General features: G+C 51.3%; 25 protein-coding genes, 1 tRNA gene and 1 other annotated feature. Of the genes, 13 read left to right on the top strand and 13 right to left on the bottom strand.

Annotated elements, in window-relative coordinates; all coding sequences use genetic code 11:
* Nucleotides 1–48: 48 nt before the first annotated feature.
* Together BLP64_RS05945 and BLP64_RS10740 are read right to left on the bottom strand one after the other, a co-directional pair.
* Nucleotides 49–1,251, bottom strand: a complete 1,203-nt coding sequence (locus BLP64_RS05945) for a tyrosine-type recombinase/integrase (protein ID WP_092592729.1) — start codon at nt 1,249–1,251, stop codon at nt 49–51.
* Between the two features lie 267 nt (nt 1,252–1,518).
* On the bottom strand, nt 1,519–1,665 hold the full coding sequence (locus tag BLP64_RS10740; protein ID WP_176754932.1) for a hypothetical protein: 147 nt from the start codon (nt 1,663–1,665) through the stop codon (nt 1,519–1,521).
* A gap of 154 nt (nt 1,666–1,819) precedes the next feature.
* Here BLP64_RS10740 and BLP64_RS05940 point away from each other — a divergent pair, with 154 nt between their 5' ends.
* Nucleotides 1,820–2,140: a 2Fe-2S iron-sulfur cluster-binding protein gene (locus tag BLP64_RS05940; RefSeq protein ID WP_092592727.1), complete on the top strand. Its 321-nt coding sequence runs from the start codon at nt 1,820–1,822 to the stop codon at nt 2,138–2,140.
* Here the strand turns inward: BLP64_RS05940 and BLP64_RS05935 are convergent.
* Genes BLP64_RS05935 through prmB form a run of 4 tightly spaced genes read right to left on the bottom strand, consistent with a single transcriptional unit; the run spans nt 2,137 to nt 5,852 of the window.
* Entirely contained in the window at nt 2,137–3,279 is a 1,143-nt protein-coding gene (locus tag BLP64_RS05935) for an ATP-NAD kinase family protein (RefSeq protein ID WP_092592725.1), read from the bottom strand. The genes BLP64_RS05940 and BLP64_RS05935 overlap by 4 nt on opposite strands.
* Before the next feature lie 20 nt (nt 3,280–3,299).
* Entirely contained in the window at nt 3,300–3,833 is a 534-nt protein-coding gene (locus tag BLP64_RS05930) for an elongation factor P hydroxylase (RefSeq protein ID WP_092592723.1), read from the bottom strand.
* Nucleotides 3,834–3,848: 15 nt separating this feature from the next.
* Nucleotides 3,849–4,919, bottom strand: coding sequence for a chorismate synthase (aroC, locus tag BLP64_RS05925; protein WP_092592721.1), 1,071 nt, complete (start codon nt 4,917–4,919; stop codon nt 3,849–3,851).
* Nucleotides 4,920–4,943: 24 nt separating this feature from the next.
* Nucleotides 4,944–5,852: a 50S ribosomal protein L3 N(5)-glutamine methyltransferase gene (gene prmB / locus BLP64_RS05920; RefSeq protein WP_233340115.1), complete on the bottom strand. Its 909-nt coding sequence runs from the start codon at nt 5,850–5,852 to the stop codon at nt 4,944–4,946.
* A gap of 101 nt (nt 5,853–5,953) precedes the next feature.
* Here prmB and smrB point away from each other — a divergent pair, with 101 nt between their 5' ends.
* A complete protein-coding gene (gene smrB / locus BLP64_RS05915) occupies nt 5,954–6,466 on the top strand; it encodes an endonuclease SmrB (RefSeq protein WP_092592719.1) in 513 nt (170 codons plus the stop codon).
* A 15-nt stretch (nt 6,467–6,481) separates the two neighbouring features.
* On the opposite strand, the gene sixA is transcribed toward smrB, so the two are convergent.
* Genes sixA through BLP64_RS05900 form a run of 3 tightly spaced genes read right to left on the bottom strand, consistent with a single transcriptional unit; the run spans nt 6,482 to nt 7,802 of the window.
* Complete coding sequence (gene sixA, locus BLP64_RS05910) at nt 6,482–6,967, bottom strand: phosphohistidine phosphatase SixA (protein WP_176754931.1); 486 nt, start codon at nt 6,965–6,967, stop codon at nt 6,482–6,484.
* A gap of 25 nt (nt 6,968–6,992) precedes the next feature.
* Complete coding sequence (locus tag BLP64_RS05905) at nt 6,993–7,361, bottom strand: RnfH family protein (RefSeq protein WP_092592715.1); 369 nt, start codon at nt 7,359–7,361, stop codon at nt 6,993–6,995.
* A gap of 3 nt (nt 7,362–7,364) precedes the next feature.
* Nucleotides 7,365–7,802 (bottom strand): type II toxin-antitoxin system RatA family toxin, encoded by a 438-nt coding sequence (locus tag BLP64_RS05900; protein WP_092592713.1) that lies wholly within the window; start codon nt 7,800–7,802, stop codon nt 7,365–7,367.
* A gap of 139 nt (nt 7,803–7,941) precedes the next feature.
* On the opposite strand from BLP64_RS05900, the gene smpB reads away from it, so the two are divergent.
* The 7 genes from smpB to trpA all read left to right on the top strand — a co-directional run bounded on the left by smpB (nt 7,942) and on the right by trpA (nt 15,391).
* Entirely contained in the window at nt 7,942–8,421 is a 480-nt protein-coding gene (gene smpB, locus BLP64_RS05895; RefSeq protein WP_092592711.1) for an SsrA-binding protein SmpB, read from the top strand.
* Between the two features lie 130 nt (nt 8,422–8,551).
* Nucleotides 8,552–8,651, top strand: a sequence feature (Trp leader region).
* Between the two features lie 63 nt (nt 8,652–8,714).
* A complete protein-coding gene (locus tag BLP64_RS05890) occupies nt 8,715–10,349 on the top strand; it encodes an anthranilate synthase component 1 (RefSeq protein WP_092592709.1) in 1,635 nt (544 codons plus the stop codon).
* Nucleotides 10,330–10,968 carry an aminodeoxychorismate/anthranilate synthase component II gene (locus BLP64_RS05885; protein WP_092592707.1) on the top strand — a complete coding sequence of 213 codons (639 nt, stop codon included), beginning with the start codon at nt 10,330–10,332 and terminating at the stop codon, nt 10,966–10,968. Before BLP64_RS05890 ends, BLP64_RS05885 begins: the two co-directional genes overlap by 20 nt.
* Nucleotides 10,956–11,972 (top strand): anthranilate phosphoribosyltransferase, encoded by a 1,017-nt coding sequence (gene trpD, locus BLP64_RS05880; protein WP_092592705.1) that lies wholly within the window; start codon nt 10,956–10,958, stop codon nt 11,970–11,972. Before BLP64_RS05885 ends, trpD begins: the two co-directional genes overlap by 13 nt.
* Nucleotides 11,953–13,350: a bifunctional indole-3-glycerol-phosphate synthase TrpC/phosphoribosylanthranilate isomerase TrpF gene (trpCF, locus tag BLP64_RS05875; protein WP_176754930.1), complete on the top strand. Its 1,398-nt coding sequence runs from the start codon at nt 11,953–11,955 to the stop codon at nt 13,348–13,350. Before trpD ends, trpCF begins: the two co-directional genes overlap by 20 nt.
* A gap of 5 nt (nt 13,351–13,355) precedes the next feature.
* Nucleotides 13,356–14,558 carry a tryptophan synthase subunit beta gene (trpB, locus tag BLP64_RS05870; protein WP_092592701.1) on the top strand — a complete coding sequence of 401 codons (1,203 nt, stop codon included), beginning with the start codon at nt 13,356–13,358 and terminating at the stop codon, nt 14,556–14,558.
* Entirely contained in the window at nt 14,555–15,391 is an 837-nt protein-coding gene (gene trpA, locus BLP64_RS05865) for a tryptophan synthase subunit alpha (RefSeq protein ID WP_092592699.1), read from the top strand. The genes trpB and trpA overlap by 4 nt, the downstream gene beginning before the upstream one ends.
* On the opposite strand, the gene BLP64_RS05860 is transcribed toward trpA, so the two are convergent.
* Nucleotides 15,318–16,244: a TIGR01777 family oxidoreductase gene (locus BLP64_RS05860; protein ID WP_092592697.1), complete on the bottom strand. Its 927-nt coding sequence runs from the start codon at nt 16,242–16,244 to the stop codon at nt 15,318–15,320. The two genes, trpA and BLP64_RS05860, sit on opposite strands and share 74 nt — an antisense overlap.
* Nucleotides 16,245–16,363: 119 nt before the next feature.
* On the opposite strand from BLP64_RS05860, the gene BLP64_RS05855 reads away from it, so the two are divergent.
* Genes BLP64_RS05855 through BLP64_RS05845 form a run of 3 tightly spaced genes read left to right on the top strand, consistent with a single transcriptional unit; the run spans nt 16,364 to nt 18,083 of the window.
* Nucleotides 16,364–16,918, top strand: coding sequence for an inner membrane-spanning protein YciB (locus BLP64_RS05855; RefSeq protein ID WP_092592695.1), 555 nt, complete (start codon nt 16,364–16,366; stop codon nt 16,916–16,918).
* The gene (locus tag BLP64_RS05850; protein ID WP_092592693.1) at nt 16,918–17,217 is read left to right on the top strand and encodes a YciI family protein; all 300 of its coding nucleotides are present in this window, start codon (nt 16,918–16,920) and stop codon (nt 17,215–17,217) included. The genes BLP64_RS05855 and BLP64_RS05850 overlap by 1 nt, the downstream gene beginning before the upstream one ends.
* Before the next feature lie 2 nt (nt 17,218–17,219).
* Nucleotides 17,220–18,083 (top strand): alpha/beta hydrolase family protein, encoded by an 864-nt coding sequence (locus tag BLP64_RS05845; protein WP_176754929.1) that lies wholly within the window; start codon nt 17,220–17,222, stop codon nt 18,081–18,083.
* 18 nt (nt 18,084–18,101) lie between these two features.
* Here the strand turns inward: BLP64_RS05845 and BLP64_RS05840 are convergent, their stop codons facing one another.
* Nucleotides 18,102–20,630, bottom strand: coding sequence for an ABC transporter permease (locus BLP64_RS05840; RefSeq protein ID WP_092592689.1), 2,529 nt, complete (start codon nt 20,628–20,630; stop codon nt 18,102–18,104).
* The gene (locus BLP64_RS05835; protein WP_092592687.1) at nt 20,620–21,300 is read right to left on the bottom strand and encodes an ABC transporter ATP-binding protein; all 681 of its coding nucleotides are present in this window, start codon (nt 21,298–21,300) and stop codon (nt 20,620–20,622) included. The genes BLP64_RS05840 and BLP64_RS05835 overlap by 11 nt, the downstream gene beginning before the upstream one ends.
* A 2-nt stretch (nt 21,301–21,302) precedes the next feature.
* Here BLP64_RS05835 and BLP64_RS05830 point away from each other — a divergent pair, with 2 nt between their 5' ends.
* Nucleotides 21,303–21,950, top strand: a complete 648-nt coding sequence (locus BLP64_RS05830) for an arylesterase (RefSeq protein WP_092592685.1) — start codon at nt 21,303–21,305, stop codon at nt 21,948–21,950.
* A gap of 4 nt (nt 21,951–21,954) precedes the next feature.
* On the opposite strand, the gene BLP64_RS05825 is transcribed toward BLP64_RS05830, so the two are convergent.
* Nucleotides 21,955–22,030 (bottom strand) — tRNA-Glu (locus tag BLP64_RS05825).
* Nucleotides 22,031–22,038: the final 8 nt, after the last annotated feature.

Genomic DNA, 22,038 nt, shown 5'->3' with positions numbered 1-22,038 from the left:
TATAAATTCACGGCATCAACTTCAATGCTATCAAAGATAGCAAAAACATCAACCCTTACTGCCTCCCGAAGTCCACTCATCAATCATATCGGCCCAATCCTGCAACATCGCCGCCCGCTGCTCGCGGTACTCAGCCTTGTTGTAGACAGCCCTCACGCCCTTCTGCTCGTGCGCCAGGCACTTCTCGATCCAGTCGGTGTTGTAGCCGGCCTCATGCAACAGCGTGCTGGCTGTGCGCCGCAAATCATGCGGTCCGAACTTGGTAAGTGACTTCCCATCTTTCTGCGCCGCCTTGTAAGTCAGCGTCAGCACCTGGTTAAGTGTGGCAGCGCTCATCGGCGCATCCGAGTCGTACCGTGATGGCAAAACGAAGTCGGAACCACCGGCAAAGGTTTTCATGGCAATGAAAATATCCAGAGCCTGCTGGGACAGAAATACCAGGTGCGGGTTACGGCGTTTCATCCGCTCCTTTGGAATCGTCCACAACGCTTCGCTGAAATTGATCTCGCTCCAGGTCGCATTGGTCAGCTCGCTCTTGCGCACCATCGTCAGCAATAACAGCTTGGCCGCCGCACGGTTTGTTGGGCTTGTGCCCACTCGCTCCATGTACTGGTACATCAGCCCAATTTCTTCTGGCGTCAACGCTCGGTCACGTGGCTCGAATCGAGCGATGCTTGTTGGGCGCACCAGTTCTGCCGGGTTTTCGACCTTCTGCCCACGCTCGATGGCCCAGCGAAATACCTGCAACACGATTTCACGCACATGAACGGCGGTGGCCGGTGCGCCTCGCTCAACAATGGCATCAGCCAGCGCCCGCAAGTCTTCGTGGGTGATCTCCACCAGCTTCTGATTGCTGAATTTCGGCTTCAGCTCACGCTCATAAACCGAGCGGCGCATATCGCGGGTGGAGTCGGCCATCTGGTAGCCACGCAGCCACTTCTCCGCCCAGGCACCGAACGTCTCTGCATCTTTCACCCGCGCCTTGTCTCGGGTTTTCTCCTTGGCCGGCGACTTGCCCGCCGCAACCATCTTCTTGGCGTCACCCAACAGCTCGCGGGCTTCGGCCAGGGTGATGCCACCGACACCATAACGCCCAAAGGTGATGGTCTCCTGCCGACCGTTGATTGAGTAGTTGTAACGGAACGAGATGGAGCCGGCTGGAGTCACTGCCACATAGAGACCTTCCCGGTCATTCACTTTGTAGAGTTTGTCCCTGGGCTTGAGATTGCGCAGCTTGGTATCGGTCAGCATGTACCTTGTCCTTCTTCGTCTCCGATACCATGCTGAAAAAATCTCGAATTTATCGTATTTTTTCTTACGAAACAGTAACTTATAGAATATTAATACCATGAACACACAAAAGAACGCAGCATGGTATCGGCATCAATCATGGCATCGCCAAACCATAATACCAGCTTTAATGCCATGCTCAAACGGTGCTTGGCGCTTCCTCCCGTTGCCAGATCGTGCCAAACACAAACAAAAAAAAGCCCGCAATTACGCGGGCTTAGCGGCATTTCATGCCATCAGGTGCCTGGCTGTGCCAGACGCGGAATCATTCCCTTGCCATTGTTCTGCCGGCAGTAGCCGACGAGCAAGTTCACGTGTTGTGCGATGAAACTCATCCCAAGATACGAGTAATTCAAATGTGTGTGGCTGTGCCATGGCATTCCAACTCCAATGAAATAGATTGCTGATTCAGCGTGACGCTGTAGCATAACAAAAACACTGTATTGAGTCCTTTGTCACGCAATTTATGATACCCTTTTAGGGTCATTTACTCTCACTATCCAGTCTTAAATTGTAAGGAGTTACCCCTATGCCACGAGTCATCTACATCGATGCCCAAGGCGGCGAGTTCGAAGCTGATGTCGATGTCGGACAAAACCTCATGGAAGGTGCTGTCGACCATATGATTGACGGTATTCTCGGAGAATGTGGTGGGGTGATGTCCTGTGCCACCTGCCATTGCTATGTAGATCCTCAATGGCTGGATAAACTGCCAGCAGCCTCTGAATTAGAAGAAGACATGCTGGATATGGCCATCGACCCGCAAGATAACAGCCGCCTCAGCTGTCAAATTGTGATGACGGAAGAGCTGGACGGCATTGTTGTTCGACTGCCTAAGTCGCAATACTAAACCAAACCAATTCGAGCAAATACTTCATCACGGTAGCCGGTTGTCACGCGAATGATGCCTGACAACTCGGCATCCAACTCTGGATCTCCGGTATCAACCACCAACGGACGCTCACCCAACTCTTGCAACTTTGATTTCGTAGCCACGACATGAATATTATCTTTGCCGATCATCCGAATCACAGTCGGGCTCAATTGCTGGTTGCCGCGCCCAAATAAATGCCCCTGGCCACCGATAACGGTTATCACTAACCGTACGGGCCCCTGATGATCACGGAGCTGTTGCTCCAGTTGTTGGGCCGTCACATCCGCCATCAGCAAACGCTGCTGATACACTAAATCCACGCCAAGCAAGGTATTGGGTAACTGCAAATCCTCCATAATGGCGGCCACCGTTGACCCCGATCCCATCACATACAAGGTGTCATCATCCATGCCTTCAATGATTTCGGCGGCGATATCAGCTAACACTAATTCGTCACTTTCGCGACCGCCCATTTTGACTGCTTGGACATATTGCAACTCGGCTGGCACCAACATTTCGCCATAACGGCGAGCCCTCACCGTACCTGCGCGGAACGCTTCTTCATCAATATCCATCACATCCGCTTGCAGCACGCTAGTCAGTTGACCGCGCACCATCTGCTCCACGACTTTGCCGGCTGCAGTCGGTGAAATAGCATAAACTCCCGAATGAATTTTTACCCCAGCTGGAATTCCCAACACCGGGCGTTGATCGGGATAAACTGCGCAAATATCACGCGCCGTGCCATCCCCACCAGCAAATAATAGCAATTGAATATCATCTAATTCTGCCAGACGCTGGGCCAGCTGTTGCGTATCTTCAGGGCCTGTTTGTTCAGCGCTGGGGGTGTAGATAACCTCATGACTCAAACCCAATTCTTGCAACACCGTCGCACCCAAGCCTGCACTGCCGGTCACAAAATGCAATTGAGATTGATACGGTAATAATACCGATAACGCTTGTTTGACGCGTAGCGGTGCTTTTGGCTCAGCGCCTAGTGCCAATGCCCGCTGAGCGGTGTCGGCACCGTCGCTCCCTTTCAACGCAACAGAGCCACCAAGCCCTGCAAACGAATTGATAATTAAACCAATTTTAAATAAAGGTTGTTGTGTCACGGTACCATTCCTCCACTCATTCAAGCCCAGCTTAGGATCTTCTCAGCAGGCCAAGACTGCTGATAATAGTCCGCTAGTGCGCGTGCAAACCGCTCTGCCCGAGGCGGCAACCCCTCGCGCAAATACCGCTGTAACTGTTGGCGAACGGCTTGGGTAAAGCCTTCCCGATCCACGGGTAAACCACTCAAATTATCAACACTGACTTGAAAAGGTGCGCCCGCACATAATGAAAACAACCACTCCAAGGCTTGAGGCTGGCGTTCAACCTGCTCAAATTCTGCCTGTTGTTCCGCGTTGCGGCCATCAGGTTCATACCAATAACCATAATCAAACTGTTCACGCCGCTGTGGGCCTGCAATACACCAATGGGCAATTTCATGCAGTGCCGAGGCAAAGAAGCCATGGGCAAAGACAATTTGATGATCCGCTGTGGGTGTCTGTGCTGGTTGATAATAAGGCTCATGCTCTCCAGCAACTAACCGCGTTCGATATTCTTGATAAAAACACTGCTCGAACAAATCAATTAAAACGTCATAATGATGTTCAGAATTCATCAATCTTTCACTCAACTACGGATTGGTTATTGCGCGTTGGCGGAGCCACAAATCCATCACCACCAAAGCGGCCATGGCTTCAACAACAGGCACCCCACGGATGCCCACACAAGGATCATGGCGGCCCCGCGTGGCAATGGTGGTTGGCTGGCCGTGCACATCGATGGTGCGTCCTTCAATTCGAATACTCGATGTCGGCTTAAAGGCCACTTCGGCAATAATGGTTTGTCCCGTACTGATACCACCGAGCACACCGCCCGCATGATTACTTAAAAAACCCGTCGGGGTTAGTTCATCGCGATGCTCGCTACCACGTTGTGAGGCAACGGCAAAGCCATCCCCAATGCTAACGGCTTTCACCGCATTGATACTCATCAACGCATGGGCTAACTCGGCGTCAAACCGGTCGAAGACCGGCTCGCCTAAGCCCGCCGGCACTCCCAGAATCTCGAGCCGGACCCGCGCACCGATTGAGTCCCCCTCTTTGAGTAACTGTTTCAACAAGGCTTGCGCGGCTTCAGACATGTGTGGATCAGGGCAATACAAAGGGTCTTCGGCAACTCGGTCCCATTGAAATTCAGGCTGCTCAGGCGCCGTGCAATAGTCCCCAATTTGGACCACCCCAGCACGAATACGAATCCCGTGCTGAGCTAAATAAAGCTGAGCAATCGCTCCGGCAGCAACCCGCATCGCTGTTTCACGTGCGGAGGCGCGACCGCCCCCGCGGTAGTCTCTAACCCCATACTTTTGTGCATAGGTATAATCGGCATGCCCCGGACGGAATTTGCTTTTAATGTCGTCATAATCGTGACTCCGCTGGTCCGTATTATGAATGAGCAATCCGATTGGAGTGCCTGTAGTGCGGCCCTCAAACACCCCAGACAAGAGTTCCACTTGGTCAGTTTCTTGCCGCGCGGTGGTAAAACGATTCAACCCAGGCCGGCGTCGATCAAGGTAATGCTGAATGTCCGCCGCACTCAACGCAAGACCAGGCGGGCACCCATCGACAACAGCGCCAATGGCTGGCCCATGGCTTTCACCGAACGTGGTGACTCGAAATAATTCGCCCCAAGTATTTGCTCCCATCTACGCCTCGCCTGTTCGCTCCGATTAAAATGAATGTTGATGTGCCACTAAATCGGTGTATGTTAACACGAAAACACCGTCGCCACCGTGTTCAAAGGTCACCCATTGAAAGGGAACTTGCGGGAATTCTTGTGCTAATGCCACCCATGAGTTACCCACTTCACAAACCAATACGCCTTGCTCAGTGAGATGGTCTGGCGCCTCACGCAGAATGATACGCACCAAATCCAAGCCATCGTCGCCTGCCGCCAACCCAAGCTCAGGCTCATGATGAAACTCCTCGGGTAAATCAGCCATATCTTCCGCGTCCACATAAGGTGGGTTAGTCACAATCAAATCATAACGTTGCTTCGGAATTGCATCATAGAGGTTCGATTGCAGCGGAAATACTCGGTGGGACAATCCGTGCAATTCAATATTCGATTCCGCCACCGCAAGGGCATCCACTGATAAATCCAGGGCATCCACTTCGGCCTCATCAAAGGCATAGGCACACGCAATGGCAATGCAACCGCTGCCCGTGCATAAATCGAGAATTCGGTTCGGAGTTGCCGACAGCCACGGGCTGAACTTCCGCTCAATCAACTCGGCAATGGGTGAGCGCGGCACCAACACTCGCTCATCCACTAGGAATGGTAAGCCGGCAAAGTAAGCCTTCCCTGTCAAATAGGCAGCTGGTATGCGCTCCTGAATACGGCGTTGCACCAACTCGGTATAGTAGTCCCATTCTGCGACCACCATGCGCGCGGTGCTGAATTGCTCTAACTGATTAAAATCGAGCTCAAGCACATGCCCTAGGAGGAGCTGCGCTTCGCTCAAGGCATTATCGGTGCCGTGACCAAAATAGACATCGGCACGCTGCATTTCGCTTACCGCCCAACGTAATGCATCGCTAATACTTACTTGCTCAAATTGAATGCTGACCTTGGTCAAAACCGATCTCCTAAGTTGTTCTTCGTTCTGCCATAAGATAACCTATGCCCGCTAAAAGCGCATCTATCGATGTGCGTCTTCTTTCGTAGGTTGGGTAAGGTATGAATGACGAGCAAGACGATTTGAGTTTATTCCGTAAAACGGTACAAGTTGATCGTCGAATTCACAACGAAACCGTGGAACACGTTCGCCCCAAGCCGAACTTCAGTAACTCACCTCGCCGGCTCGGTGTTCGTCAACAGCAAGCAGAGTTCTTTTTCTCCGATACCTATCGAGCGCATCTTCCTGAAGGTCCTGTTCGCTACTGTGCCGAAGAAGAATCCTCGTACCTACTCAAACAGTTACGTCGGGGGGATTATGAGCCTGAATTGTTCCTTGATTTGCATGGTTTAACCCAAGCGCAGGCGAAACGAGAAGTTGCTGCGTTGCTCAGTGCCTGCCAAAAGGAACAAGTAAGTTGCTGTGCAATCATGAGTGGGCATGGCCGAGGAATTCTAAAAGAAAACTTGCCTCACTGGCTGGTGCAACACCCTGCAGTACGTGCATTCCATCAAGCCCCACCTCATCATGGTGGTCAAGCATCCGTGTTAGTGCTGGTTGCAATTCCCGACTAAGTCGATGTCCCCTAGCTAGGTGACAATCATCCGTAAAAAATGGGCTTGTTGGTTGACGAGATCTAATTCGATTTCGGCAATTCCTGCCGTCGGGAAAATTAACGGGGGCATCCGTGCATCAAGCGCCGCGACCAAATGGCTAACGAAGGGCATATGAGAAACCATCAAGACAGTTCCCTCATTCAGGCTCTGCTGTTCAAGTTGTACCAGCAACCAATCGATAAAGAGATCCGGACTTGCTTGCGGAATAATATCTTGGGTTGTTTCACACTGGCGGAAAGGTATATGGGAAGCCATGATATCGGCAGTTTGTTGAGCGCGGATATAGGGGCTCACGAGCAACCATGCAAGCTGCGATTGTCCCCGTTGCTGCAATTCCTCCAGCAACCAGTTCGCTGTGGTCTCAACCTCATGGCGCCCTTGTGCGCTAAGGGGGCGCTGCTCATCCATGCTGATGCCACGGTGCTGCGCGAGTTCAGGCTCAGCATCACCATGGCGCATGATCATTAACCTGATCGTCACGGCACTATTCGCTCTCTTGTCCAGACTCGTCATCGGTTGTACGACGTCGCCGCCCTCCGGTCACAGGATCGGCGCGCCCTTCATCTTTCGCTTGTTCCGCACGTCGTCGCCGAATGGCTTTCGGGTCCGCAATCAAAGGACGGTAAATTTCAATTCGATCACCGGCCCGCAATTCTTGATCCAGCTTAACGGTTTTACTCCAAATGCCAACCTTTTGTACCGATAAGTCAATTTCCGGAAAATAACGCATGATTTGCGAACGCTCAATGGCTTCCTGAACCACGGTTCCTGCTGGAACTCGAAGCGGGATAATTTGCTGCCGTTCAGGGGTGGCATAGGCAACTTCAATGGCAATTTGGGGCGTGGTAGTCATGGGTTACTTCATTCCGTACACTTGCTGTGCGCGTTGAACAAATGCATCAACCATGCGGCTTTGCAGTTCATTAAAGATTTTTCCAAAAGCTAAGCTGAGAATCTTGTTGGCAAACTCAAACTCCAATTTGAGGACAATTTTACACGCCTGCTGATCCAGGGCATGAAAGCTCCAACCACCGCGTAAGTATTGAAACGGGCCATCGACCAATTCCATATCAATCCGTTCATACGGAATTAATGTGTTTCGAGTGGTAAAGGATTTGCTGAACCCGGCCTTTTGAATATCCAACCGCGCGACTTTCATTGCATCGGTCGATTCTAAAACGGTCGCTTGGCGGCACCCCGGTACAAAAATGGGATAATCATCGATGTCATTCACTAGCGCGTACATCTGAGCATCGCTATAGGGCACTAACGCGCTGCGTTCAATCGTCGGCATGATGTTCCTCACTCACTATAAATTGGTTGGCATGATAGCGTATTTTACAGGATGAATCATCCATAGCGAGGGTGAAATAATTCCATGCTTTCGCATGAAAACAAATTTTATTTTTTTCTGGCACAGGTATAATACGCCCATGAGCAAAAATAAAAAAACACCAACATCCAATACCATCGCGCTGAACAGAAAAGCACGCCATGAATATTTCCTCGAAGAAAAATTTGAGGCGGGTATTGCCCTGCAAGGCTGGGAAGTTAAAAGTATTCGTGCAGGGAAAGTAAATATCAGTGATACCTATGTCATTCTTCGTAACGGAGAAGCTTATTTATTGGGTGCGCAAATCCAGCCATTGAACCAAGCGTCAACGCATGTGGTGTGTGACCCTGAACGTACCCGTAAACTTTTATTGAAGCAACGTGAGCTGGATAAGCTCATCGGTGCCAGCGAACGCGAAGGCTATGCCATTGTTGCGACCGCCATGTATTGGAAGCGACACTTGGTCAAAGTAGAAATTTATTTAGCTAAAGGTAAAAAGTCTCACGATAAACGAGACACCATTAAAGAGCGGGATTGGCAGCGGCAAAAAGAACGTATTATGAAACACAACGTTCGTTAATCAACAACGGTTGACAGCTTATTTAAATCGCGTTAGAGTCACCCCATCAGTGAGACAAGTTTCATGACTCCGCGTGAGTCTTAAAGGAATCCAAATCGTGTTACATATCGCACAAATCACAAACGTTAGCAGCAACTGGTGGTGGCATTTCCCGAACTAGCGGGCGATGCATCTGTGCGTATTTAACAGAAATATTGCAAAAACCCGCTTCGATAAGCGGGTTTTTTTGTGCGCGCTTATCGATCATAGCGGTCATAAAAGTTATACAACTTTAGCCAACTTGGAAGATAACGATGAGCGACGCCCCCTCAATACCTTTAGGTTTGATGACGAGTATCTGCCGGCAACTGCCCTATCAAGCAGACCCGCTGGCACTCTATGAACAGGTGACCTGTCCAAACCAACCCAGTTTATTACTTGAGTCAGCCACGGTCACCACTCGGCAACATTTACAAAGTATTTTACTGATCCGTGCAGCGCTTGAGTTCGAGTGTTACGGGCCACAAGTGACCATCACTGCACTCACCTCCAACGGGAAAGCATTGTTACCTTGGTTGACCAGCGAACTGGCTGCCATGCCATGCCAATTACTGGAACAGACCGATACGCAATTGCGCTACGAGTTTCATACGCCCGCCCCCAACTTAGACGAAGACTCACGGTTACGGGCAGTCAGTAATATTGAACCTCTGCGGCGCGTGCTGAAAGGCATCAAACCTTGCGGTGACAACTCACACCCCATGGCACTACTACTCGGTGGTGTATTTGCCTATGACTATGTGGCCACTTTCGAGTCCCTTCCAGACGTTGCCACAAGTGATAACCAATGCCCGGATTATATTTTTTACTTGGCCGAAACAACGCTGGTGATTGATCATCAACAACGCACCACCGTGTTGTTAGGAAGCCTTTTCGGCGACGCTGAGCATCACCCGTATCAGTCTCAGTTACAGCGCTACTTAGACCAGCTCACAGAACAATGCCAAACACCTATGGCAGAACCGACGCCCACTGTGATGGCACCACTTCCAGCATTTCCGGCAGCAAATGTCACGGTCGAGCCCAGCGCTAAGGACTACGCGCAACGCGTCGAGCTGTTGCAGCAGCACATTCAAGCGGGGGATATTTTCCAAGCCGTTGCGGCCCGTTCTTTCAAGCTTCCTTGTGACAACGCCTTGGCCGCTTATCGTGTGCTCAAGCAAACCAACCCATCCCCCTATTTGTTTTTCTTACGAAGCAAAACCTTTGAGTTATTTGGGGCCTCGCCCGAGTCTGCCTTGAAATATACGGCGGCAACAAACCAAGTTGAGCTTTACCCCATTGCCGGAACACGGCCGCGTGGTCGCACTACCAACGGGCAACTTGATACGGAACTCGATAATCGTTTAGAGCTGGAATTACGGCTGGATCAAAAAGAAACCGCAGAACATATCATGTTGGTTGATTTAGCCCGTAACGACTTAGCGAAAATTGCCACGCCTGGCAGTCGCCATGTTGCCAACCTCATGACCATTGATCGCTATGCTCATGTCATGCATTTGGTGTCGCGGGTGACTGCCCAATTGGCTGCTGATTTGGATGCGCTCGATGCCTACCGTGCATGCATGAATATGGGAACCTTAGTGGGGGCTCCTAAGTTATCTGCCGCTCGCCTACTCCGCCAATTGGAGCAACAACGCCGTGGTAGTTACGGAGGAGCACTGGGCTATCTCAATGGTGCAGGTGATATGGATACCTGCATTGTGATTCGGTCTGCCTTTGTCCAACACGGCTATGCCATTGTGCAAGCGGGTGCAGGCATCGTTCATGCCTCCCAGCCCAGTGCAGAAGTAGCTGAAACCGAACACAAAGCCAAAGCAGTTATCCTTGCCATTCAACAGGCCAATACACCATTGAAGGAGCCCGCTCATGTTACCGACTGTGCCTGATCGAATTGTCCTTATCGACAACCAAGACTCCTTCAGCTACAACCTAGTGGACGCGCTACGCCAGCTGGGCTATCCCTTATTGGTGTACCGTAATGATTTAAGCGCTGCGACCATTCACGCACAACTCGCCACTTATGCCGGTCGACAATTGCTGTGTCTTTCTCCCGGTCCAGCAACGCCGCGTGATGCCGGATGTTTATTAGAACTCATTGAAACAGTGGCTGGGCAGTACCCACTGCTGGGCATTTGTTTGGGGTTTCAGGCCTTAGTCGAACATGTCGGTGGCACCATTGCATGTGCACCAGCGCCCGTGCATGGCCGAGCTGACGCCATGACCTATCAGCCCCATCCAATCTTCGCCAAGTTACCGAATCCATTACGGGTGGCACGCTACCATTCTCTGATGGGGAAAAACTTGCCGTCGTCAGTCATTCCGCTAGCGGCTATTGATGAGATCCCGATGGCTGTGGAATTCCCACAACTGCAAGCGATTGGTTTGCAATTTCACCCTGAATCCATCCTGACCCCACAAGGCGGTCAATTGCTAGCACAAGTGATTCAGTACTTATTTTCATTGGCAGCAACCTCAGCGACAAGGACCCCCTCATGCAACTCTTAACTCCTTTACTGCAGGGACAATCACTCACTCTCGCTCAAGCAGAAAAATTATTCGACCATTTGGTACGGGGCGAATTGAATGATATTCAAATCACCGCCGCATTAATCACCATGAAGATGCGCGGTGAGCAGCCGGAAGAAATGGCCGGTGCGGCACGAGCTTTGCGGCGCGCTGCGCGCCAGTTTCAACGGCCAGAACGGCGTCTTGTAGACAGTTGTGGAACCGGTGGTGACGGTAGTCACACCATGAATATTTCCACCACCGCCGCCTTGGTTGCGGCAAGCATGGGGCTAACGGTGGCAAAACATGGTAACCGAAGTGTTTCTTCTCGTTCAGGCTCGGCGGATGTTCTGGAAAGTTTAGGCCTCTCGGTCACCCAAGATCCCTCAATTGCAGCACAGCAACTCGACCGGTTTAACTTTTGCTTTTTATTTGCCCCCCATTATCACCCGGGGATTCGCTATGCCATGCCCACGCGCCAAACATTAAAGACTCGCACCCTGTTCAACCTGCTCGGCCCCTTGTTGAACCCAGCTCGGCCTAATGCTCAAGTGCTAGGCGTGTACGCTCCCGAATGGTGCCGTCCACTGGCGGCCACCCTCCGCCTCTTAGGGTGTGAACAGGCATTAGTGGTACATGGTTCAGGGCTCGACGAAATTGCCATTCATGGTCCCACCCAGGTGGTGGAACTGCGCCAGGGCGAACTGCACGAATATACCTTAACGCCGGCTGATTTTGGTATCTCAACCGCATCGGTCGCTGCCCTAGCGGGGGGCGATGCGAATTACAACGCCCATTTGCTCACCCAAATCCTTGCTGGTAAAGCCAGCCAAGCGCAGCTGGATGCCGTGGCCGTAACTGTGGCTGCCATGCTGTACGTCAATGGCACCTATGACGATTTAAAACTCGCAACACATGCAGTTAACGAACACTTAGTGTCTGGCCAAGCACTGACCCACTTACAGCAAATTCAGGAGTTTAATCGTGTCTCAATCGGTGCTTAATACCATCACAGCAGCACGTCAACAGTCCCTGCAGCGACAACTCGAGCAGCTCGATATTGCAGCATTGACAGCGCACCTACCGCCAAGCGTTCGGAGCCTTGCAGATGCGTTACGACAGCCCTATGCAAGTTTTATTTTAGAGTGTAAACAAGCCTCACCATCACATGGGGTACTGCGCCAGCATTGGGATCCTCGACAATTAGCGCTCGCCTATAGCCCTTATGCAGCAGCAATTTCGGTGCTTACTGAGCCTGATTATTTTCACGGTGATTTTCGTGATCTCGCCGTGGTCGCCAATAGCGTTAGTCAACCGGTGCTATGCAAAGACTTTATCGTTCAGCCAGAGCATGTTTTGCTCGCTCGTTATTTTGGTGCAGATGCAATTTTATTGATGTTAGCGGTGCTCACGGATGCTGAATACTTAGCCTTGGTGGCTGTGGCGGAACGCTATCAACTGGATGTGTTGACGGAAATCTCAACCCCAGCCGAGCTTGCACGAGCCATTCGGTTAAACGCCAACATCATCGGTATCAATAATCGCAACTTGCATGACTTGAGCATTGATTGTGAGCGCACCCTAACCATGGCTCCCGAAATCCCTCCACAGACCTTGGTTGTGGCAGCATCAGGCTATCACAAGCATGCCCAAATTCGGGCCGCTGCACCTGCAGTCGATGGATTTTTAATCGGTAGTTCGCTCACCGCCAAAGCAAATGTCGATCAAGCCTGCCGTGAGCTCATCTATGGGCACCACAAAATTTGTGGCCTCACCGAAGTGAAAGATGCTCAAGTCGCACGTGCCGCAGGGGCTGCCTATGGTGGGCTTATCTTCGTCCCACACTCCCCTCGTTGCCTCACCCTTGAGCAAGCACAGCAAGTAACGAAGGGGGCACCAGAACTAAGCTATGTTGGGGTTTTTGCTAACCAACCCTTAGACCTTATCAGCCACTATGCCAACACTCTCCAGCTGACGGCCATTCAATTGCATGGCCAAGAAGATGAAGCGTTTGTACAAGCCTTAACAACCCGTGTGCCCCATACCCAAATTTGGCGTGCCATGGCGGTAACCGGTCCAATCACATTACCTACGACTGGCGCGTCACGACTCATTTTGGATAGCCCAGGTGGCGGCAGCGGACAACCGTTCGCGTGGCACCACCTGACTCAACTTCCCTCAGCTCAGCGTCAGCAACTGATGTTAGCCGGGGGCTTAGCGGCCAGCAATCTCGCGGCTGCGCAACAAACAGGTATCCAGCAGTTTGATTTGAATTCTGGGGTTGAGACAGCGCCTGGTCGCAAAGATGCCGGGCAAATCAACCGAGTTTTTCAGCATTTAAGAAGCTACGGGCGCATTCCGATGCCGCCTATTGAGGAGTAAAACAGATGACATCACGCCCCCACTTACCCGCCTACTTTGGTGATTTTGGCGGACAATATGTGCCGGAGATTTTAGTGCCTGCACTGGACCAACTGGAACAGGCGTTTATCGACGCCCAACAAGATCCTGAGTTCCAAGCAGAGTTTCAGGACTTACTGAAAAACTACTTAGGCCGCCCCACGCCATTATCGCGCTGTCGGAATTTACCGTTACAGAGCCCCAATGGCACTCAAATTTATTTGAAGCGCGAAGACTTATTACACGGTGGCGCACATAAAACCAATCAAGTTCTTGGCCAAGCCTTACTCGCGAAGCGAATGGGCAAACAGCGTGTCATTGCAGAAACTGGTGCGGGACAACATGGCACTGCAACGGCCTTAGCCTGTGCGTTACTAGGGCTCGAATGCGTGATCTATATGGGTGCCACTGATGTTGCTCGGCAACAACCGAACGTTTTCCGCATGGAACTCATGGGCGCAAAAGTCATTGCCGTGGATGCCGGCAGTGGCACTCTGAAAGATGCGGTCAACGAAGCATTACGGGATTGGACAGCAAATTACCAAACCACCCATTATTTATTAGGAACTGCGGCCGGACCACACCCATTTCCGACGATTGTGCGAGAGTTTCATCGCATGATCGGACAAGAAGCAAAACAGCAGCTGCGAGACCGAATTGGCCGCCTTCCTGATGAAGTCATTGCCTGTGTCGGGGGCGGCTCAAACGCCATTGGCATGTTTGCCGAATTTATTGAGGAAACCGAAGTGGCATTGATTGGCGTTGAGCCTGCTGGCAAAGGCCTAGCCAGCCAGGCGCATGGTGCCACTCTGACCGCTGGCCGTGCTGGTATCTTACACGGCTGCCGGTCAAAGGTTTTGCAATCCGATGAGGGCCAAATCCACGAAAGTTACTCGGTTTCTGCCGGCCTGGACTATCCTGGCGTAGGCCCGCAACACGCATATTTACAAGCCACTGGACGGGCCCAGTATGTGACAGTGACGGACCAAGAAGCGCTGCAAGCTTTCCAACTATTGGCCCAACAGGAAGGCATTATTCCGGCGTTGGAATCCGCCCATGCGCTGGCTTATGCATTGCGCCGTGCGGCACAACCTGATGCCCCCCAAGTGCTGCTCGTAAACTTATCAGGGCGTGGTGATAAAGATATTGATCACGTCCGCCAAATCATTGCCCAAGGAGAGCCACAATGAATCGCTACCAACGATTATTTGAACAATTGCACCAGCGCCAACAAGGGGCGTTTATTCCCTTTGTCACCTTGGGGGACCCTAACCCAGAGCTGAGCCTTGCCATCATTGATACGCTGGTGCAGGCAGGCGCCGACGGCTTGGAACTTGGGCTGCCTTTTTCCGATCCAGTGGCGGATGGGCCGACCATTCAAGCCGCCAACGTTCGGGCGCTTGCGGCTGGCACAACACGTCAGCAGGTCTTCGCCATCATTCGCACTATTCGGCAACGTTACCCTGAGTTACCGATGGGTCTCTTGGTGTATGCGAATTTAACTCTCAACCCAAGCTTAGGAGAATTTTATCAACAATGTGCTGAGGCCGGCGTTGATTCCGTGCTGGTCGCGGATGTTCCTATTCGTTCGGCACAGCCTTTTATTGACGCCGCTAAACAGCATGGGATTGCACCGGTACTATTGGCACCGCCTGATGCCGATCAAGAGACTCTGCAGTACATTGCGGCCCATAGCGAAGGCTACGTGTACTTACTGAGTCGAGTGGGAGTCACCGGCGCAGAACAGGAAATGGCTACCCCCGCAGCGCAAACCTTAACGCGTTTGCGGGAGGCTGCCAGTACACCGCCCTTATTAGGGTTTGGCATTTCCACACCCGCTCATGTACAGGCAGCGCTTGCAGCAGGCGCGGCCGGTGCAATCTGTGGATCCGCCATTGTCGCAATCATTGCCGCTTATCAGCATGACCCACAGCAGCTCTTGCTCCGACTTAGTCAGTTTGTGCAGGCGATGAAACAGGCAACAAACAATCCCGCAGAGCCGCTTCCAACGACTCAAATTTAAACTGATAACCGGCCTTTTGGAGATTCTCCGGAAGCACAAATTGGCCGGTCAATACCATGTTTGATAATTCCCCTAGCATCAGTTTCATCGCCCAACTAGGAATTCGCATAAAATGCGATTTCCGAAGCACTTTTGCCAGCGTTTTACTGAACTCCCGTTGCTCCACAGGCTGCGGGGCGGTGGCATTAAAAATTCCTTGGCACTCCTGCTGGCGAAGCAAAAAGAGAATCACTTCAACCATGTCATCCACATGAATCCAGCTAAACCCTTGGGTGCCTGAACCGATGGGCCCACCTAAGCCCAATAAATAAGGTGGCAACATCTTTTCCAACGCCCCACCGCGAGGTGCCAAGACAACGCCTGTACGAAGTAGGCAAACACGGGTTTCCGCTGATTGAGCAGCCACCGCCAAACGTTCCCACTCGACGCAAAGACGGTGGGCGAAATCGTCCGGTTGCCTCACTTCAGTCTGTTCGGTCACCGGGGTTGCACCCTGGGCGCCATAGTAACCAATCGCCGAGCCACTAATGAAAACTTGAGGGGGATTGGCTGCAAGACGAATTCGCTCAGTTAATTCACGAGTCACCTGCCAGCGACTTTGTTCAAGCTGTTGTTTGCGCCGTGCGCTCCAGCGCCGCTGAGCAATCCCTTCACCTTGCAAATTGATGACGGCGTCATACACACTGAAATCGCCCAATTCCTCAATCCCGCGCACCACCTGAACCGCTGGACCAAATTGTTCCAGTGCTCGTTGTGGAGCGCGGCTGGTCACTGTGACCTGGTAGTCTGCCAGTAACCGTGGGATGAGTGCTGAGCCAATCAGTCCTGTTCCTCCAGTAACTAAAACCTTCATAGGAATTATGCCTCCGTTAAGCAAGCCAACCATTATGATGGCCCGTTACGCACAATGAATCTAGTCCTCAGCACTTTTTTCTGGCACACTGAAGTCCGTTTAATCGCGTGGATATCACAATGTTACTGATCCTTGAATATTTACCTATCGTCTTGTTTTTCATCTTCTATTTATTAGGTGATATTTTTATTGCCACAGGTGTCTTGATGGTGGCTACCGTGATGCAAATCATCGCCATTAAGTTCATGCGAGAGCCGGTCACCATGCGGCACTGGATTCTGATGTGGGCCATTTTGATCTTTGGGAGTATCACATTATTTCTACGTGATGAATGGTTTGTGAAAATCAAAGTCTCCATTGTTTATGTGGCGATCGCGCTGTTCTTACTCATTGGCACCAAGTGGCAACGACGTAGCCCACTGCAAGCGATGCTCGGCCAAGAAATCAATCTTCCTGAGTTTGCTTGGCTGCGTTTGACCTACGCCTGGGTGTTATTTGCCCTCGTCTTAGCAGGTCTTAACCTCTACATTGCGGAGTACATGAGCCTTGACGCATGGGTAAACTTCAAAGTGTTTGGAACGCTCGGAGCAACCTTGTTATTCAGTGTGTTTTCCGGAGCTTACATGTTTAAGCATCACACCGACCGCGACAAAGATATCAAGGAGATTGAATAATGTGGTTTGCGATTTGGGCAGAAGATGCTCCTAATTCACTCGCTGCACGACGTGCAACTCGCCCCGCACATTTGGCACGATTAGAGCAGTTACGTGCTGAGGGGCGCCTCTTAGTCGCAGGCCCCTGCCCTGCAATTGCGAGCACCGATCCCGGCGAGGCTGGTTTTACAGGGTCCTTGGTGATTGCTGAATTTGAATCATGGGACGAGGCGCAAACATGGGCAGAGCAAGACCCTTATCTTGCAGCCGGCGTTTATGCCAACGTCACCGTCAAACCCTATTTGAAAGTATTGCCATAATCATGGAAACACCCAAGCGGATTCAACTCCAAACCTCAGCGAAACGTACCATCGTTGCTTACTGCTGGAATACCCCCTCACCGAAAGGGGTGGTGATTATGGCTCCGGCCATGGCGGTACCGCAGGCGTTTTATCAACCCCTTTGCCAATGGTTAAACGAACAAGGCTATCGAGTGATTAGTTTTGATTATTTCGGGATTGGCGCATCGGTCGATCAGCCGCTCAAACAAATCAAGACCACGGTAATGGATTGGGCCATGCTCGACGCCAAGGCAGTGATTGACTATGCGTATCGTGAAGCCAATGGCCTGCCATTGGTATGGCTCGCTCATAGCATCAGTGGGCAAATTTTTGGCTTAATTCCAAATCATACTCTCATTGATCATGTCATTACTGTCGCAACAGGCACCGGCTATTGGCGCCACACTACTCCAAGCCTCAAATTCAAGTCGGCGTTTTTGTGGTTTTTCGTAACGCCTTGGCTCATTCCATTAGCGGGTTATTTCCCCGGCCGCAAACTGGGTATTATCGGTGATGTACCGGCCGGTGCGATGCAGCAATGGCGGCGTTGGTGTCTGCATCCACATTATTTGGTCGGCGTCGAACAGCGCTACGAGCAATATGCTCAGGTAACCACCCCCATCACCGCAATTCGGTTGAGTGATGATGAAATGCTTACTGAGCGCAACGTCACCATCATGCACGATTTTTACCAGCAAGCACCGCAACGCCGAATCCTATTCACCCCACACCAACTCGGGATCACACAGATTGGACATTTTGGTGCCTTTAAAAAAAGCCACGCCGCGTTCTGGCCACAGTTTTTTGCCGAGCCATTAGCAGCGGCACTGCAACACACTGAATAAAAATGCCGTAAGCTCGTGTTAAGCGAGCTTACGGATCAGTTCTGCAGCATTACGGCGGACCAATCGGAAACATGCCAACCGCCCTAACACAGCAACGACGACGGCTCCAGAAATAGGCCCAATTAACCAGAATCGCCAATGCAAACTAGGCGTCATGTCAAAGACTTGCACTTGGAGTATCCACAGCACTAATTCCATCGCCAAGGCTGCGATAACCCCGCTGATGGCCCCCAAAATCAAAAATTCATAGGTAATGCTGCGATTCAGTAATTTTGACGAGGCCCCTAAGGTTCGCAAAATCACCAGTTCTTGCTGACGTTCTTCTAAGGTTGCTTGCACCTGTGCTAACAACACCAAGATTCCAGCCAATAATACCAACACCAAGACAAAACCAATTGCGACACTGACCTGATCAATCACCTCACGTAATTGCTCAATCAGCGCATCCAGATCAATCAGCGAGACTTGCGGAAAGTGTTTGAATAGTTCAAACAGCTCGCTTTTACGAGGTTCTGGCAAATTGAAGCTCGTAATAAAGGTGGCCGGAAAATCTTCCAAGGCAGCGGTATTAAAGATCATAAAAAAGTTGGGTTGTAACGATCCCCAATTCACTTCCCGAATGCTAGTAATGGGCAGTTGGAAGACATTTCCACCAATATTAAACTCCAGCTCATCCCCCACCTGTAAGTTCATCCGCTCGGCAACTTCAGCTTCAACGGACACTTGGGCGGTGGTGGTTCCCGGTTCCCACCATTGGCCACGGACCAGCCGATTATTGGGTGGCAACGTATCCCGCCAGGTCAGTGATAATTCACGGCCAAAGCCTTCACGCTGCTCCTCGTTATGCGCGCTCACATCAGCTTCATCACCGCGCGCTTCTTTAGTGACCTCATCCCGTACTGGAACGCCATTGACGGCGGTCATCCGGCCAGGTACCACTGGGTATAAATCAGCGGCTTCAATATCGCGTTGGGCAAACTCCTGTTGCAACCGTTCCACATCCGTTGGCGCAATATTCACCACAAAATAATTCGGCGCATCCGCAGGAAGTTGTCGTTGCCAATCAGCCAACAATTCGTGTCTGAGTGCTAACACTAAAAGCAACAACATGATTGCCGTTGAAAAACTCAGCATTTGCACTCGATTTGAACGCGCGCGGCGTTGCAACCCTGCCATGGCCAAACGCCATGCACTCCCTGCTTGCATACCAGCCTGTCGGCTCACGCGAATAAACAGCTGGCTGACAAACAGCAATACGCCTGCTGCCAATGCGCCCCCGGCGAAAATAGCCGTTGAGAGCAGCCAATGTTGGCTATAGAACACCAACAGCGCATAAATCGCGCCAGCCGAGGCTAGCCAATGCAACCAACGCCAGCGATCGGTCCCCGTCAGTTGCCGATTAAGAACCCGTAAAGGCGGAATTTGTATGAGCCGTAGCAACGGATACAAGGTAAACATCAGTGCACTAATGAACCCGGTTCCGGCAGCAAGTAAATAAGGTCGCCCGGTGACGGTGGGCAAACTCGTTCCCAGCTGGCGAGCCACCCAGTCAATCACTTGCGCTTGAATCAGCCATCCAAGCAACAACCCTACCGCTATGCTGAAGAAAGTTAACAAGAGCAAATGGAGAATAAATATTTGCTGAATTTGCCGCCGTCCGGCTCCCAGTGTTTTGATAATGGCGACCACGTCGTAATTACGTTGGCAATAGCGCTGTGCCGCTACCGCCACCGCCGTTGCCGCCAACACAACCCCAAGCAAGCTCGCCAATAGCATGAAACGTTCGGCCCGTTGGAGACTGCGAGCAAGCGGACTATCACCATCAGCAATACTGCGCCAGCTATGTAAATCGTCACTTAATTGAGGGGCAAGCCATTCGTAGTAGGCATTTAATTGGGCTTCACTGCCAGCGTAGAGAATATGGTAACGAACTCGTGACCCTGGCTGAATCAACCCCGTTTGAGCCAATTCATCATAACGAATCAACACATTCGGACTATCGGTGAACACCGCAAACCCAATATCTGGTTCGTACGTGAGCACTCGTGACACCACAAATTCACTATGCCCAACTTCTAGCGTATCGCCAATTTTCAACCCGAGCTCTTGGAACAAAGCACTTGCTGCCCACGCCTCTCCGGGATTCGGGAGCACATCATTCACGCTGATTTCAGCGCCATAGGGTTCCTCGGCAAGGCGTAACTCACCGCGTAAGGGATAGCCCTCGCTCACCGCTTTCACATCAATCAGAGCCAATTGTTCATTAGCAAATGCCATACTATTAAACACCACTCGCTGAGCGGTGGTTAAATCAAACTGTTCCGCCTGCTCCAGCCATTCCGTCGGAATTGGCTGCCGCGCACTTAAGACACGATCTGCAGCGAGGAACTCAGCACTCCGCGATAACAACCCGGCTTGGAGTCGCTCCGTAAATAACGACAGGGAGAGCACTGCAGTCACCGATAATACGATTGCGGCGGCCATAATGGTTAACTCACCACGCTTCAGCTCCTGCCGCAATAAGCGCCAAGAAATTTTATGCCACATCTGCGGTCACCTCGGTGAGTCGTCCTACTTCCATGCGTAAAATACGCTGACAACGCTGAGCCAGCTGCAAATCATGAGTGACCATCACCAAAGTGGTGCCTGATTCTTGGTTCATGGCGAACAACAGGTCCTCCACTTTGCGACCCGTTGCGGCGTCTAAATTCCCGGTGGGTTCATCTGCAAATAATATTTTAGGGGTGCCAATAAAAGCGCGAGCAATTGCGACACGTTGTTGTTCGCCCCCTGATAATTGGTTGGGATAATGAGTTAAGCGTTCGCCTAAGCCAACTTTTACTAATAACTCACGAGCCTGCTGCTCGGCATTTTTTTGCCCCGCTAACTCCGCAGGTAGCATCACGTTTTCTAATGCCGTTAAGCTCGGAATAAGTAAAAATGATTGAAAAATAAAGCCTATTTTTTCAGCTCGCAAGCGTGCCCGCTGTTCTTCATCCAGCTGACTTAACGCAACACCATCAATCACCACCTCGCCGCGACTCGCGATATCTAAACCCGCTAGCAACGATAGCAAGGTGGACTTGCCCGATCCTGAGGCGCCTACAATAGCAACGGTCTGTCCTGCTTCAATGGCTAGCTCAATGGGCTCTAGTATGTGTAAAATGCCTTCTTGAGTTGTGACTTCTTTTTCTAATTGTAAGGTTTGTATCAGCATCTATGAAAAATATCCTAATTAAAGTGTTCGCGGTGATTGCTTTCACCCTGCTCCCTCAGTCCCACGCAACAGCAACGACCTTGGTCGTTTTGGGGGACAGCTTAAGTGCCGGCTATGGGATGGCGCAGTCGGAATCCTGGGTTGGGATTTTGCAACAACGTTGGCGCCTTACCCATCCAGAGCTCACCCTTGTGAATGCCAGCATTAGCGGCGATACCACCCAAGGCGCATTAAACCGCTTACCTGGTGTCATGAGTCGCCATCAACCAGACGCCGTGTTTGTCGAATTAGGTGGTAATGATGGCTTGCGTGGATTTTTACCCGCAACAATCGCCGAAAACTTGTCACAGATTATCACGCAACTGCAACAAAATAATACTAAAGTTGCGTTAAGTCAGATCTATATTCCACCCAATTATGGGCCGCGTTATAGTGACATGTTCGCTGAAGTTTTCCCGCAAGTCGCGGAGCAGACAGGTGTGGCGCTGATTCCGTTCTTTATGGAAACAATCATTCAGAATGAGGCGCATATGCAAAATGATGGCATTCACCCGAATCGGGATGCTCAACCGCTTATTGCAGATATCATGGAACCTTATTTGCTCGAATTAATCGACCAGCTAGAAACGTTGGAACAAACAGGTGAATAAAAGATGGCGTCCCCTAGGGGATTCGAACCCCTGTTACCGCCGTGAAAGGGCGGTGTCCTAGGCCTCTAGACGAAGGGGACCCTGGACT

Source organism: Pseudidiomarina indica (assembly GCF_900104245.1).
Taxonomy (GTDB): Bacteria; Pseudomonadota; Gammaproteobacteria; order Enterobacterales; family Alteromonadaceae; genus Pseudidiomarina; species Pseudidiomarina indica.
This window is presented reverse-complemented; position numbering and strand designations above follow the sequence as displayed.